Consider the following 13,911-nt stretch of genomic DNA (forward strand, 5'->3'; position numbering starts at 1 on the left):
CCTGTCACGGTTGGGAGGAAATGGCAGCCGCGGCAATCCGCGCGCGGCGATCGATATGGCGCAGCGCGGCGAACGACGCGATCGCGACGGCAGTGGCGGCCGCGAACAGCGCGTGCATCGTGCCGCCGGCATCGAGCAACAGCCCGGCGAGCAGCGGGCCGGCCGCGAGGCCCGTACCGATCACGAAATTGAGCGTCGCGACGAGGCGCCCGGACGTATCGATCTGTGCGACGGTCGCGAGAATGAACGGCAGTACGAACGTCCACGCGAACTTGAACGCGAAGATCGCGGCGCTGTAGCCGCGCGCATGCGGCAGCGCGGCGAGTGCGACGAGCGACGCCGCGAGCAGCGCGTAACCGGTGGCCAGCATCGTGCGCCGCGCAAGCCGGCCGCCCGCGCAGGATGCGAGCGCCGCGCCGGCAATCCCCATCACGCTCGCGATCGCGAGCACGTTGCCGGTCGCTTGCGGATCGAGTCCGGCTTCCGCTGCCGCGCGGCTCGCGAAGGTCCACACGCTGCCGATCGCGAGATAGAAGGTCAGCACCGCACCGATCGCGAGCGCGACGAAGCGCTGCGGCGTATTCGTCGCAGCGCCGCGCGCGGCCCGCGCCGACGCGCTCCGCGCACCGAGCGTCGCCGGAAAGCCGCGCGACAGCGGCGCGGCAAGCAGCGCGAGCACGGCCAGCGCGACGTACAGCGCGCGCAGCCCGAACCCGGCGAACACGTGTGGCAGCACGAACAGGCCGATCGCGCCGGCGATCAACTGGCCGACAACCCAGAGGCCGTACACGCGATCGCTGTTCTCGCTCGTGGCCGCACTGGTCATGCAGAGCACCATCAGCGAGCCGCCGCCGAGCGCGGTGACGGCACGCAACGCGAGCAGCGTGACGAAGCCGGGCATCCAAAGCGCGGTCAGGAGATTGCCCGCGCCGAACAGCGCGATCGCGCAGGCGGCAACGCGGCGCGCATCGACACGGCCGAGCCACAGGTACGACGGCACGGTCGCGAGGCTGAACGCACCGAGTTCGACGAAGAAGTAGGTGCCGATCTGCGACGCGGACAGCCCGAGCTGTGTCGCCAACTGACCGGCGACGGCCGGCGCGACGAGCAGCAGCAGCGGCGTGATGGCCGCGAACACGACGAGGGCGACGAGCGTCGAGCGCGCGAACCGCGACGCGCGGCCGTCGGACGGCAGTGCTGCATCGGTGGAGCAAAGGGTTTTCATGGCGGAATCTCGCTGGACGGAATCAGAACAGGTGGTACATGCCGACCATCGCGCCGAACTGCGATGCGCCGGCGAGCGGTGTCGGGTCGTATTCGTAGACGGTCTGCGAACTCTGGCCGCTGTTGCGCGCATAACCGAGGTTCAGGTAGGCGACGGTGCGTTTCGACAGCGCGTAGGTGGTGCTCGCGATGAACAGCGTCGGGCGGCCGATCGTCGGCGTGTGCGAATCGGTGTGGTAGACGCCCGCGTTCAGCCCGATTCCGCCCGACGTCAGGTAGCGCGCGCCGCCCCAGACGATCGTGCGCGCCGCATCGAGGTCGCCGGTCAGGCGTTCGACGCCCGCGTAGACGGTGAGCGGCAGCGTCGCGAACGCATAACGCGCGGCGAGCGTGCCGAGCTCGCGGCGGCGCGCGGACGCGTCGCCCGCCGCCGACGCGTCGCCGTGCGCCTGATGCAGCACCGCGCTGACCGACAGCCCGTTGCTCGTGTACTGGCCGCCGAGTTCGAGCACGCGCCCCGCGCGCGTATTGCCCGCGACGCCGGCCGTCGCGGCGAGGGCCTCGACATCGAAGCCGGCGAACGCCGGCGACTGGTACTTGATCGAGTGGTCGATGAAGTTCGCGTTCATCGGCACGACCACACCCTGGCCGCTGTACGACGCGTACCACAGCGGGTCGTAGAACAGCGTCTTGTCGAACAGCACGCTGAACTGCCGGCCGAGCGTGACGGTGCCGACGGGCCCCGCGATGCCGACGTACGCGCCGCGGAAGAACGCGTAGCCGGGGACGGTCGCGGTGCCGTCGTTGATGTTGAGACCCTGTTCGAGCTTGAACAGCGCGCGCCAGCCGCCGCCGAGATCCTCGGTGCCCTTGAGCCCGACCTGCGACGGCAGGATGCCGTAGTTCTGCAACTGCACGGCCGCGTGCCGTCCGTCGGCATGCGTCAGGTACTGCACGCCGGCGTCGAGCGCGCCGTACAGCGTGAGGGTCGATTGCGCGTGTGCGGCGAAGCTGCACGCAGCGAGCGCAGCGGCGGCCGTCGCCGTGCGGATGAAGCGGGGTGTCATCACGTGGGGTTCTCCATACCGTCCTGCATCGTTTGTCGTTGGTGTTGTCGCGACGCAGTGTCCGCAGCGGGAAAACCGGCGAACAGTCGTGCAGATGAACGGTATGGAAAACCCGCGGTGCACGGCATGGACGCGCCGCGACGCCGCGGCGCGGCGTGCTGCGCGGCAGCAACGGGCGGCGTCCCGTTCAAATGGATGGGGCTGTCGTGTACTCCGGCGGCGGCGCCCGCCAAAAATGCCGGTCGCTATAATCGGCCGGTCTGCGTTGCGCGCATCAGCGGCCCGATCGGGCAGGGGAGCGGAAGGTGAGGATCACGACGGATATCGGGCAGGATCTCGACGCGTTGCGCGACGTGCCGGCCGCGATCGTGCTCGAGGAATCCGCCTGGCCGCCGCTGCCGCCGCGCCGCGCCGATTTCGACGGCGTGACCCGCGGCGACGCGGCGCGGCGCGAACTCGGCCTGATGCTGCTCGATCTGTACGCGCTCGCCGCGCAGTCGGGCATCGGCGAATTCGAGTGCCGCTTCTTTTCGCTGCTGCAGGGGCTCATCCCGTTCGACGCCGCGTGGACCGGCGTCGCGACGCACGTGCCGACCGGCCCCGTGATGCACAACAGTTTCCTCTACCGTCTGCCGCATGCGTTCTTCAGCGACTGGAAACGCGTGCGCGACTGCGATCCGCTCGCGCAGCGCACGCTGCTCGGCGCGCACGGTCGCGCGGTGCGATTGTCGGTCGTCGAGCCCGGGTTCGACGCGCGGTTTCGCGACTGGTGCGTGAAGTACGGGCTGGCGCAACTGATGTGCGTGTGTACGCTCGACCGCCGCTTCGGGCTGACGACGTTCATGTCGATCTACCGCCAGGGCCTGAACCGTCCGTTCAGCGACGACGACGCGAGCCGCTTCGAGGAAGTGATCCCGCATCTGGCGGCCGCGCTGACGATCAATCGCGCGGCGCAGCTCACGCGCGAGCGCGGCGACGCGGTGGCGCCGGCGGCGCGCGCGCTGTGCGACAACTTCGGCGTGCTGCATCACGCCGATCACGGCTTCGACGACGTGCTGCGCACCGAATGGCCGGCGTGGACGGGCCCGCGCGTACCGGAGCCGCTGGTCGCGCACGTGCGGCGCCAGTCGGGCCAGCCGTTCATCGGCGATGCGTTGCGCATCCAGTGCGTGCCCGTCGCGGGACTGTTCCAGATCGAGGCGCGGCCGCGCTCGCTGCTCGACCGGCTGAGTCCGCGAGAGCTGGCGGCGATCCGCTATTACGGTGCCGGCCGTTCGCACAAGGAGGTCGCGCAGCAGATGGCGATTTCGCCGACGACCGTGCGTCACTACCTGCGCTGCGCGTACCGCAAGCTCGGCATGCACGACAAGAGCCAGATCGCCGGCGTGCTCGGCGCGACGGGCGGCCCGACCGACGACGAGCCGGTGGAGGCAGGTGGCGCGGCGCGCTGAATCGTTCGTGCCGGCACAGGCATGCGGGTGCTGGCACGAATGGTTGTATCCGCAACCATTGAGCGTTATGCTCGTCAGCTCCCGGTAGACGGATTTCCATCATGAACGACACGAATTCAGGGTCGGTGCGCGTGGCGGTGGTCGGTGTCGGCGCGATCGGCGGGTTGCTCGCGGCCGCGCTGTCGCGGGCCGGCATGACGGTGAGCGCATTCGCGCGCGGTGCGACGCTCGATGCACTGGACACGCACGGCGTGCGCGTGATCGACGAGGCGGGCGTCATGTCGTCGGTCCCGGTGCGCGCGAGCGACGACGCGGTTGCGCTCGGCGTGCAGGACTACGTGGTGATCGCGCTGAAGGCGCAGGCGCTGCCGGCGCTGGCCGCGCGCATCGCGCCGCTGGTCGGGCCCGGCACGGTGATCGTCGCCGCGATGAACGGGCTGCCGTGGTGGTTCACGCACGGGCTCGCGGGCCCGCTCGACGGCGTGCCGCTCGACGCGGTCGACCCGGCGGGTGCAGTCTCGGCGGCGTTGCCGCCCGCACAGGCGATCGGCTGCGTCGTGCACCTGTCGTCGAGCACCGATGCACCGGGTGTCGTGCGCCGCGGCCGCGGCAACCGCCTGATCGTCGGCTCGCCCGACCATCGGCTCGCCGCGCCGACCGCGCGGTTCGCGGCGGCGCTTGCCGCGGGCGGCTTCGACGTCGAGTCGACGCCGGCGATCCGCACCGAGATCTGGGCGAAGCTGTGGGGCAACATGAACATGAATCCGTTGAGCGCGCTGACGGGGTCGACCGCCGAGCAGCTGCTCGACGATCCGTTCACGCGGGATCTCGCGTTGCGGATGATGGAGGAGGCGGCCGCGATCGGCGCGAAGCTCGGCCTCGATGCGGGGATGAGCGGGCCGGAGCGGATTGCCGTGACGCGCAAGCTCGGCGCGTTCAAGACATCGATGCTGCAGGATTTCGAGGCCGGGCGGCCGCTGGAAATCGGGCCGATCCTCGGCGTGTTTCCTGAACTGGGGCGCAAGCTCGGCGTGCCGACGCCGTATTGCGACGCGGTGCTGGGGTTGCTGCGTCAGCGTGCGGCGAACAGCGGGCTGTAGCGGAGGGAGAGCGCGGCGGCGATGGCCGGCATGCAGGGAAGAATGACGAAACGGCGAGCGGTCGCCCGGGCCGCCGCCCACGCTTGCGCGACTCGGGCGGCCCGCGGGATTCATCCGAATAAATCCGGGTAAAGCGGCAGGCGCCTGAAACATGTGCGCGGCCGCAGCGATTGCAGCCCATGCCGCACCTTCGCGATAGGGGCGGCGCCGACTACGCCCGCCAAGCGGTTCAGTCGTCGCGTTCGATCGCGCTCGCGACCACCTTGTCGAGCAGCCGCTCGAACGTCTGGCGCTCGCTGTCGGACAGGCACGCGAGCAAGCCTTCATTCCACTTGCGCACGATCGGCATGATCTTGCGATGCAGCGCGCGGCCGTCGGTGGTCAGCGCGATCAGCACGATCCGGCCATCCTCCTCGCTCGCGCTTCGCTCGAGCAGCCCCTGGCGCAGCAGCGCTTCCGCCGCGCGGCTCGCCTGGCTCTTGTCGAGATTGGTGTGGCGCGCGAGATCCATGATCGAAAACGGACCGAAGGCGCCGACGGCGGCGATCACGCGCGCCTCGGGCAGCGAGATGTCCAGCTTGTGCCGGTACACGTCGGCGATCCCGCGGTCGGATCGCTTCGCGAGCGCATGGAGGCGATAGGTCAGAAACTGGTCGAGCCCGGCTTGTCGGCCTTTCATGTCGAATCCTGAAGAAAAAGGGCGGGCCCGATTGTTCCTGTATCGCGCGCTCGGGTCAACGGTCAGTGTGCGCCGTACTTCAGCCGTGTCAACTGTTCCGCTTCGTTCGCGAGCAGGTTCGCCGCGTCGCGGATCGCGACGTCGAGCGTGATCGGGCCGGGCGCCGGCGAGAAGCAGCCGGAAAAGTGTTCGGACAGGCGCGGCAGTGCGGCCGGGTCGACCGCGCCCGACAGCAGCGACGCGGGCACGCCCGCGACCCGCGCGTGGCGGCACGCGATGAACGGCGCCTTGCCGTGCAGCGTCTGCACGTCGGAGCGGCCTTCGCCGGTGATCAGCCAGTCGGCGCCGGCCAGTGCCGCATCGAGCCCGACCTGCCGCGCGACGACTTCCGCGCCGGCTTCGAACTGCGCGCCGAGCATGTGCAGCGCGAAGCCGAGGCCGCCCGCGGCGCCGGCACCGGCCAGGTCGCGGCAGCGCCGGTCGAGCGCGGTCTCGAGCAGGTCGGCGAAATGGCCGAGCGCGGCGTCGAGGGTCGCGACCTGCGCGGGCGTCACGCCCTTTTGCGGACCGAACACCGCGGTTGCGCCATGCGCGCCCGTCAGCGGGTTGTCGACGTCGGACATGCCGATGAATTCCGCGTCCTGCAGGCGCGGATCGAGCCCCGCCGCGTCGATCCGCGCGATGTCGGCGAGTCGTGCCGGCACGGGTTCGACCGGCTGGCCGGCCGCGTCGAAGCATTGCAGGCCGAGGCCCGCGAGCAACCCTGCGCCCGCGTCGTTGGTGCTGCTGCCGCCGAGCGCGACGAAGAAGCGGCGCACGCCCTCGTCGAGCAGCGTGCGGATCGCTTCGCCCATGCCGCGCGTGCTGCGCGCGTCGACCGGCACGCTCATGCCGACCGCATCGGTAATGCCGACGATCTCGGCAGTCTCGACGATCGCGGTGCGCGCGTCGATCACGCCGACCGCCGCATCGCGTGCGGCGAGCGACGCGCCGGCCACCTGCAGCGTGCGCCGCGTGCCGCCGCCCGCCAGCATCGCGTCGAGCGTGCCTTCGCCGCCGTCGGCCATCGGGCAGCGGCGCACGACCGCATCGGGCCGGGCGCGGCGGATGCCGGTGGCGATCGCGTCCGCGACCTGCTCGGCGGAAAGCGAGCCTTTGAACGAATCGGGCGCGATGACGACGACAGGCGCGGACGGGTGTTGCGGCATGGTGTCTCCGGAAGGCGTGATTGGTGTGAAGAATGGCGGCCGCGGCCGCGGCGTACCTTCAATCGGAGCTTACAGGATGGTGGGCCCGCGGTGGATACGGCGTTCGGCATAGCGGCGATCCGCGCGCGGGAGCGGGCGGCACCGCGGGTGCGCACGGTTGTCGTGCCGATCTGGCGGTATGAGGAAGATTGTTTGCTAGAATAGTCGATTCTTCCGGCCAAAGCCGTGCTCCGAGCCGCTTGCGCTAGCCATCCGGCGCGTGCAGGGATGGCGTGGCGCTCCGGCGCGGCGTGTGCGTGAGACGCACCTCACGCCGCAGGCAGGCACGGCAAGGAAAACCCGATTCGCTCGAATAATTTTAGGACGATTGAAGCCATGGCTAACGTTGTTGAGAACCTCGGCAAGCTTGAACGCCGCGTGACGATTTCCCTGCCGAAGGACACCGTGCAGAAGGAAATCGACGCCCGTATCCAGAAACTCGCGAAGAACGTTCGCATGCCGGGTTTCCGCCCGGGCAAGGTGCCGCTGAAGATGGTCGCCCAGCAATACTCGGGTCAGGTCGAGGCGGAAGTGCTGAGCGACAAGATCGGCCAGGAATTCTTCACGATCAGCCGCGCGGAAAACCTGCGCGTCGCCGGCCAGCCGAGCTTCGAGCCGAAGCAGGAACAGGCTGAAGATGCGTACGCGTTCGACGCGACGTTCGAGGTCTACCCGGAAGTGAAGATCGGCGATCTGGCGACGGCTGAAGTCGAGCGCTCGACGACGTCGATCGGCGACGCCGAAATCGACCGCACGCTGGACATCCTGCGCAAGCAGCGCGTGCACTACCACGCTCGTGGCGAAGCCGGCGAGCACGGCGACGGCGGTGAGGACACCGCAGCGAAGAACGGCGACCGCGTGACGGTCGACTTCGTCGGCAAGATCGACGACGTCGCGTTCCAGGGCGGCACGGCCGAAGACTTCCCGTTCGTGCTCGGCGAAGGCCGCATGCTGCCGGAATTCGAAACGGCGGCGCTCGGCCTGAAGGCCGGCGAACAGCGCACGTTCGAGCTGAAGTTCCCGGACGACTACCACGGCAAGGACGTGGCGGGCAAGACGGCGCAATTCACGGTCACGATGAAGAAGATCGAATGGCCGCACCTGCCGGAAATCGACGCCGAATTCGCGAAGTCGCTCGGCATCGAAGACGGCGACCTGACGAAGATGCGCGCCGAAATCAAGGAAAACCTCGAGCGCGAAGCGAAGCGTCGCACGCAAGCCATCGTCAAGAACCAGGTGATGGACGCGCTGCTGAAGATTTCCGAACTCGACGTGCCGAAGGCCCTGATCGAACAAGACCAGCAACGTCTCGTCGAAATGGCTCGCCAGGATCTGGCGCAGCGCGGCGTGCCGAACGCGAAGGACGCACCGATCCCGGCCGAGATGTTCGCCGAGCAGGCGGAGCGTCGCGTGAAGCTGGGCCTCGTGCTGGCCGAGCTCGTGAAGTCGAACGGCCTCGAAGCGAAGCCGGAACAGATCCGCGCGGAAGTCGACGAGTTCGCGAAGAGCTACGAAGACCCGAAGGAAGTGGTCCGCTGGTATTATTCGAACCAGCAGCGCCTCGCCGAGATGGAAGCGTTCGTCGTTGAAAGCAACGTCGTCGACTTCGTGCTGGGCAAGGCAAAGGTGACGGACAAGGAAGTGAGCTTCGAGGCACTCGCGAGCGCATCGGCGCAAGCGTAAGTGTTGCTCTAGCGGCGTGCCGGCTGTCGGAGCGACGGCCCGCACGCCGTTTTTACGTCAAGCGCACGGTTGCCATTAATATGGCGATTGAGCGGGCGGCTTCCCTCCGTTCAATTTTCCATTCGAACAAGGTTCATTGAATGATCACTCGCGCTGAATTGCTGGACATGCTTGCTTCGAACGCGCCGCAGGGTTTCGAGGCGCAAGCGCTGGGGCTGGTGCCGATCGTCGTCGAAACGAGCGGCCGCGGCGAGCGTTCGTACGATATCTATTCGCGTCTCCTGAAGGAGCGCCTGGTGTTCATGGTCGGCGAAGTGAACGACCAGACCGCCAACCTCGTGGTCGCGCAATTGCTGTTCCTCGAGAGCGAGAATCCCGACAAGGACATCAGCCTCTACATCAACAGCCCGGGCGGCTCGGTGTCGGCCGGCATGGCGATCTACGACACGATGCAGTTCATCAAGCCGGACGTGTCGACGCTGTGCATGGGTCTCGCGGCCAGCATGGGCGCATTCCTGCTCGCGTCGGGCGCGAAGGGCAAGCGCTTCGCGCTGCCGAACTCGCGCGTGATGATTCACCAGCCGCTCGGCGGCGCACGCGGCCAGGCGTCCGACATCGAGATCCAGGCACGCGAGATCCTCTACCTGAAGGAACGGCTGAACAACCTGCTCGCGCAGCATACGGGCCAGGACGTGGAGCGCATCGCGCGCGACACCGACCGTGATAACTTCATGTCGAGCGAGGACGCGAAGGCTTACGGGCTGATCGATCAGGTGCTGCTGAAGCGCCCGTGAGCTTAAGTGGGGTGCCGCCCCGATTTGCGCGGCGCCCCTGCAACGTCCCGAGTGCCCTGAGCATCTGCGGCAAGCGCATCCAGCCGACTCCGGTCGCGCCCTAGGCGCGGCGTTCGGAGCATTCGGCGTATCATGTCATCTACCTGTCCGGAGGCTCTACATTCATGGCGGACAAAAAAGGTTCGAACAGCGAGAAGCTGTTGTATTGCTCGTTTTGCGGGAAGAGCCAGCATGAGGTGAAGAAACTCATCGCGGGCCCGTCGGTATTCATCTGCGATGAGTGCATCGACCTCTGCAACGAGATCATTCGCGACGAGGCGGCTGCCGCCGGCGTCGAGGCCAGCCTGTCCCGGTCGGATCTGCCGAGCCCGCAGGAAATTCGCGACATCCTCGATCAGTACGTGATCGGCCAGGAGCGTGCGAAGAAGATCCTCGCGGTGGCCGTGTACAACCACTACAAGCGCCTGAAGCATCTCGACAAGAAGGACGACGTCGAGCTGTCGAAGAGCAACATCCTGCTGATCGGCCCGACGGGCTCCGGCAAGACGCTGCTCGCGCAGACGCTCGCGCGGTTGCTGAACGTGCCGTTCGTGATCGCCGATGCGACGACGCTGACCGAAGCCGGCTACGTCGGCGAGGACGTCGAGAACATCATCCAGAAGCTGTTGCAGAACTGCAACTACGAGGTCGACAAGGCCCAGCGCGGGATCGTCTACATCGACGAAATCGACAAGATCAGCCGCAAGTCGGACAACCCGTCGATCACGCGCGACGTGTCGGGCGAGGGCGTCCAGCAGGCGCTGCTGAAGCTCGTCGAGGGCACGATGGCGTCGGTGCCGCCGCAGGGTGGCCGCAAGCATCCGAACCAGGATTTCATCCAGGTCGACACGACCAACATCCTGTTCATCTGCGGCGGCGCGTTCGACGGCCTCGAGAAGGTGATCACCGATCGCACCGAAAAGACGGGCATCGGCTTCGGCGCGACGGTCAAGAGCAAGCAGGAACGCGACGCGGGCGAAGTGCTGCGCGAAACGGAACCGGAAGACCTGATCAAATTCGGTCTGATCCCCGAATTGATCGGCCGTCTGCCGGTGGTCGCGACGCTCGGCAAGCTCGATGAAGCCGCGCTGATGAAGATCCTGGTCGAGCCGAAGAACGCGCTCGTCAAGCAGTATCACAAGCTGTTCGCGATGGAGCGCGTCGAGCTGGAAATCCGGCCGGGCGCGTTGCAGGCAGTCGCCCGCAAGGCGATCCGCCGCAAGACCGGCGCGCGCGGCTTGCGTTCGATCATCGAACAGGCGCTGCTCGACGTGATGTACGAGCTGCCGGCGATGAAAGGGGTCAGCAAGGTCATCATCGACGAGAACGTGATCGATGGCGACGGCAAACCCCTGCTGATCTATGAGGACACGCCGAAGGTGGCGGGTTCGAACTGACCGGCTTGCCGACGATGTTCTGCGAAAAAGGCCGTTCATGAGATCGTGGGCGGCTTTTTTTCGTTTATCTTGTGGGTAACTCTGACTCGACACGCGGTGGTTACTTTCTTACCGAATATTTCCCGCACTTGAAGGCTTGCAATTCGTTGTGGCGGCCTCAATTACCGAACAATTGATTCCACTCATGGGGAAATGAAATGTCAGGCACCCAACTTCTCCCGCCGGAACGCATCACGCTCCCGCTGCTGCCGCTGCGGGACGTCGTCGTTTTCCCGCACATGGTCATTCCGCTCTTCGTGGGCCGGCCGAAATCGATCAAGGCCCTCGAAGCAGCGATGGAAGGCGGCAAGCACATCATGCTCGTCGCCCAGAAAACCGCGGCCAAGGACGAACCGACCGAAAAGGACATGTACGAGGTCGGCTGTATCGCCAACATCCTGCAGATGCTGAAGCTGCCGGACGGCACCGTGAAGGTGCTCGTCGAGGGCCTGCAGCGCGCGAAGGCGTTGTCGATCGAAGAACAGGAGACGCAGTTCTCCTGCGAAGTGATGCCGCTCGAGCCCGATCACGCCGACAGCGCTGAAACGGAAGCGCTGCGCCGCGCGATCGTGTCGCAGTTCGACCAGTACGTGAAGCTGAACAAGAAGATCCCGCCGGAGATTCTCACGTCGCTGTCCGGCATCGACGAAGCCGGCCGTCTCGCGGACATGATCGCCGAGCGTCTGCCGCTGAAGCTCGACCAGAAGCAGCACATCCTCGAGATGTTCCCGGTCATCGAGCGCCTCGAGCACCTGCTCGCGCAGCTCGAAGCCGAGATCGACATCCTGCAGGTCGAGAAGCGCATCCGCGGGCGCGTGAAGCGCCAGATGGAAAAGAGCCAGCGCGAGTACTACCTGAACGAACAGGTCAAGGCGATCCAGAAGGAACTGGGCGAAGGCGAAGAGGGCGCGGATCTCGAGGAACTCGAGAAGCGCATCAACGCCGCGCGCATGCCGAAGGAAGCGAAGAAGAAGGCCGACGCCGAGCTCAAGAAGCTGAAGCTGATGTCGCCGATGTCGGCGGAAGCGACCGTCGTGCGCAACTACATCGACACGCTGATCGGCCTGCCGTGGCGCAAGAAGAGCAAGGTCAACAACGATCTGTCGAACGCCGAGCAGGTGCTCGACGAGGATCACTTCGGCCTCGAGAAGGTGAAGGAACGCATTCTCGAGTACCTCGCGGTGCAACAGCGCGTGGACAAGGTCAAGGCGCCGATCCTGTGCCTCGTCGGGCCTCCGGGCGTCGGCAAGACCTCGCTCGGCCAGTCGATCGCTCGCGCGACGAACCGCAAGTTCGTCCGGATGGCGCTCGGCGGCGTGCGTGACGAAGCCGAGATCCGCGGTCACCGCCGCACGTACATCGGCTCGATGCCGGGCAAGATCCTGCAGAGCCTCGCGAAGGTCGGCGTGCGCAATCCGCTCTTCCTGCTCGACGAAGTCGACAAGATGGGCATGGATTTCCGCGGCGATCCGTCGTCGGCGCTGCTCGAAGTGCTCGATCCGGAACAGAACCACACGTTCGCCGACCACTACATCGAGGTCGACTTCGACCTGTCGGACGTGATGTTCGTCGCGACGTCGAACTCGCTGAACATCCCGCCGCCGCTGCTCGACCGGATGGAAGTGATTCGTCTGTCGGGCTACACGGAAGACGAGAAGGTCAGCATCGCGCAGCGTTACCTGCTGCCGAAGCAGAAGAAGAACAACGGTCTGAAGGACGGCGAGATCGAGGTCACCGAGCAGGCGATCCGCGACATCATCCGCTACTACACGCGCGAAGCCGGTGTGCGTTCGCTCGAGCGGGAAGTGTCGAAGATCTGCCGCAAGGTCGTGAAGATGCTGCTGCTGAAGAAGGCATCGGGCGCGATCAAGGTCGACGGCGAGAACCTCGATACGTTCCTCGGCGTGCGCAAGTACGACTTCGGCCTCGCGGCGAAGGAAAACCAGGTCGGTCAGGTGACGGGCCTCGCGTGGACGGAAGTCGGCGGCGACCTGCTGACGATCGAAGCCGCGGTGATGCCGGGCAAGGGCAACGTGATTCGCACGGGTTCGCTCGGCGACGTGATGAAGGAGTCGGTCGAGGCCGCACGTTCGGTCGTGCGCTCGCGTTCGCGGCGTCTGGGCATCAAGGACGAAGCGTTCGAGAAGCAGGACATCCACATCCACGTGCCGGAAGGCGCGACGCCGAAGGACGGTCCGTCCGCCGGCGGTGCGATGACGACCGCGCTGGTGTCGGTGCTGACGGGCATTCCCGTGCGTGCCGATGTCGCGATGACGGGCGAGATCACGCTGCGTGGCGAAGTGCTGCCGATCGGCGGGCTGAAGGAAAAGCTGCTGGCTGCGCATCGCGGCGGCATCAAGCTCGTGCTGATCCCGGAAGAGAACGTGAAGGATCTCGCGGACATTCCGGACAACGTGAAGAACGCGATCGAGATCGTGCCGGTCCGCTGGATCGACAAGGTGCTCGAGCTCGCGCTCGAACGTACGCCGACCCCGCTGCCGCCGGAAGAAGAGGCGAAGGCTGCGGCACCGGTCGGCGAGGCGGCCAAGGATGCCGGTTCGACGGAAGTCGTGAAGCACTGAGAACCTGAACGCCGTCGCTGACGGTGGTTCGCGAAACCCGCGGCGAGTCCGCGGGTTTTTTTATGCGCGTCGGGATCGTGTGTAGCGTCGCGCGTTAAAAATTTTTGCGCATGGGCTTGGCAAAATGATCGGGGATGAATTAAACTTGCGGGCTCGCTGGTTGTTGATGCCGAAACGCAGATCGCAGCCAGAACGAATCGGAAACGGGTGCTTAGCTCAGCTGGTAGAGCGGCGCCCTTACAAGGCGTAGGTCGGGGGTTCGAACCCCTCAGCACCCACCAGTTTCACGATTCAGCCAGACCAAGGAGCGGTAGTTCAGTCGGTTAGAATACCGGCCTGTCACGCCGGGGGTCGCGGGTTCGAGTCCCGTCCGCTCCGCCAGAAAATGAAGAAGCCCGCCTCGTGCGGGCTTTTTCATTTGCGTCGTTGATCGCGCCCGCTCGCGGGCGCGTGACTGCGGAGTGGAGGAAGCCGCCTGCGCGGCTTCCGGCGGGACGCGAAGGGCTGCGCGTGCACGCGCAGCCGCGGCCTGCAGGATGTAGGCGAGTCCCGTCCGCTCCGCCAGAAAATGAAGAAGCCCGCCTCGTGCGGGCTTTTTCATTTGCGTCG

At 66.5% G+C, this 13,911-nt stretch carries 10 protein-coding genes and 2 tRNA genes; 8 read left to right on the top strand and 4 right to left on the bottom strand.

Annotation, left to right across the window (positions count from 1 at the left end):
- Window positions 1–4: 4 nt before the first annotated feature.
- Window positions 5–1,225, bottom strand: a complete 1,221-nt coding sequence (locus DIE17_RS09740) for an MFS transporter (RefSeq protein WP_124520057.1) — start codon at window positions 1,223–1,225, stop codon at window positions 5–7.
- Window positions 1,226–1,247: 22 nt separating this feature from the next.
- Entirely contained in the window at window positions 1,248–2,294 is a 1,047-nt protein-coding gene (locus tag DIE17_RS09745; RefSeq protein ID WP_124486229.1) for a porin, read from the bottom strand.
- A 302-nt stretch (window positions 2,295–2,596) separates the two neighbouring features.
- On the opposite strand from DIE17_RS09745, the gene DIE17_RS09750 reads away from it, so the two are divergent.
- Window positions 2,597–3,742, top strand: coding sequence for a helix-turn-helix transcriptional regulator (locus DIE17_RS09750; protein ID WP_124486230.1), 1,146 nt, complete (start codon window positions 2,597–2,599; stop codon window positions 3,740–3,742).
- Window positions 3,743–3,843: 101 nt separating this feature from the next.
- Window positions 3,844–4,842, top strand: coding sequence for a 2-dehydropantoate 2-reductase (locus tag DIE17_RS09755; RefSeq protein ID WP_124520059.1), 999 nt, complete (start codon window positions 3,844–3,846; stop codon window positions 4,840–4,842).
- 229 nt (window positions 4,843–5,071) lie between these two features.
- Here DIE17_RS09755 and DIE17_RS09760 read toward each other — a convergent pair whose 3' ends face one another.
- Both DIE17_RS09760 and DIE17_RS09765 read right to left on the bottom strand, forming a co-directional pair.
- The gene (locus DIE17_RS09760) at window positions 5,072–5,521 is read right to left on the bottom strand and encodes a MarR family winged helix-turn-helix transcriptional regulator (protein ID WP_124486232.1); all 450 of its coding nucleotides are present in this window, start codon (window positions 5,519–5,521) and stop codon (window positions 5,072–5,074) included.
- A gap of 62 nt (window positions 5,522–5,583) precedes the next feature.
- Window positions 5,584–6,729 carry a glycerate kinase gene (locus tag DIE17_RS09765; protein WP_124520061.1) on the bottom strand — a complete coding sequence of 382 codons (1,146 nt, stop codon included), beginning with the start codon at window positions 6,727–6,729 and terminating at the stop codon, window positions 5,584–5,586.
- A gap of 375 nt (window positions 6,730–7,104) precedes the next feature.
- Between DIE17_RS09765 and tig the strand changes: the two genes are divergently transcribed.
- The 6 genes from tig to DIE17_RS09795 all read left to right on the top strand — a co-directional run bounded on the left by tig (window position 7,105) and on the right by DIE17_RS09795 (window position 13,683).
- Entirely contained in the window at window positions 7,105–8,451 is a 1,347-nt protein-coding gene (gene tig, locus DIE17_RS09770) for a trigger factor (protein ID WP_044843676.1), read from the top strand.
- 140 nt (window positions 8,452–8,591) lie between these two features.
- Window positions 8,592–9,245, top strand: coding sequence for an ATP-dependent Clp endopeptidase proteolytic subunit ClpP (gene clpP / locus DIE17_RS09775; RefSeq protein WP_006496351.1), 654 nt, complete (start codon window positions 8,592–8,594; stop codon window positions 9,243–9,245).
- A 164-nt stretch (window positions 9,246–9,409) separates the two neighbouring features.
- Complete coding sequence (gene clpX, locus DIE17_RS09780; protein WP_006754177.1) at window positions 9,410–10,681, top strand: ATP-dependent Clp protease ATP-binding subunit ClpX; 1,272 nt, start codon at window positions 9,410–9,412, stop codon at window positions 10,679–10,681.
- Between the two features lie 197 nt (window positions 10,682–10,878).
- Window positions 10,879–13,302 (top strand): endopeptidase La, encoded by a 2,424-nt coding sequence (gene lon / locus DIE17_RS09785; protein ID WP_044843675.1) that lies wholly within the window; start codon window positions 10,879–10,881, stop codon window positions 13,300–13,302.
- A 205-nt stretch (window positions 13,303–13,507) separates the two neighbouring features.
- Window positions 13,508–13,583, top strand: a tRNA-Val gene (locus DIE17_RS09790).
- Window positions 13,584–13,606: 23 nt separating this feature from the next.
- Window positions 13,607–13,683 (top strand) — tRNA-Asp (locus tag DIE17_RS09795).
- Window positions 13,684–13,911: the final 228 nt, after the last annotated feature.

This window comes from Burkholderia sp. Bp9099, assembly GCF_003857805.1.
In the GTDB taxonomy this organism is placed as follows: domain Bacteria; phylum Pseudomonadota; class Gammaproteobacteria; order Burkholderiales; family Burkholderiaceae; genus Burkholderia.

Bases quoted from the DNA above. Each gene is read 5' to 3' on its own strand.
- clpX (WP_006754177.1), top strand. From the start codon at position 9,410: ATGGCGGACAAAAAAGGTTCGAACAGCGAGAAGCTGTTGTATTGCTCG.
- DIE17_RS09765 (WP_124520061.1), bottom strand. From the start codon at position 6,729: ATGCCGCAACACCCGTCCGCGCCTGTCGTCGTCATCGCGCCCGATTCG.
- DIE17_RS09740 (WP_124520057.1), bottom strand. From the start codon at position 1,225: ATGAAAACCCTTTGCTCCACCGATGCAGCACTGCCGTCCGACGGCCGC.
- clpP (WP_006496351.1), top strand. From the start codon at position 8,592: ATGATCACTCGCGCTGAATTGCTGGACATGCTTGCTTCGAACGCGCCG.
- DIE17_RS09760 (WP_124486232.1), bottom strand. From the start codon at position 5,521: ATGAAAGGCCGACAAGCCGGGCTCGACCAGTTTCTGACCTATCGCCTC.
- DIE17_RS09755 (WP_124520059.1), top strand. From the start codon at position 3,844: ATGAACGACACGAATTCAGGGTCGGTGCGCGTGGCGGTGGTCGGTGTC.
- lon (WP_044843675.1), top strand. From the start codon at position 10,879: ATGTCAGGCACCCAACTTCTCCCGCCGGAACGCATCACGCTCCCGCTG.
- tig (WP_044843676.1), top strand. From the start codon at position 7,105: ATGGCTAACGTTGTTGAGAACCTCGGCAAGCTTGAACGCCGCGTGACG.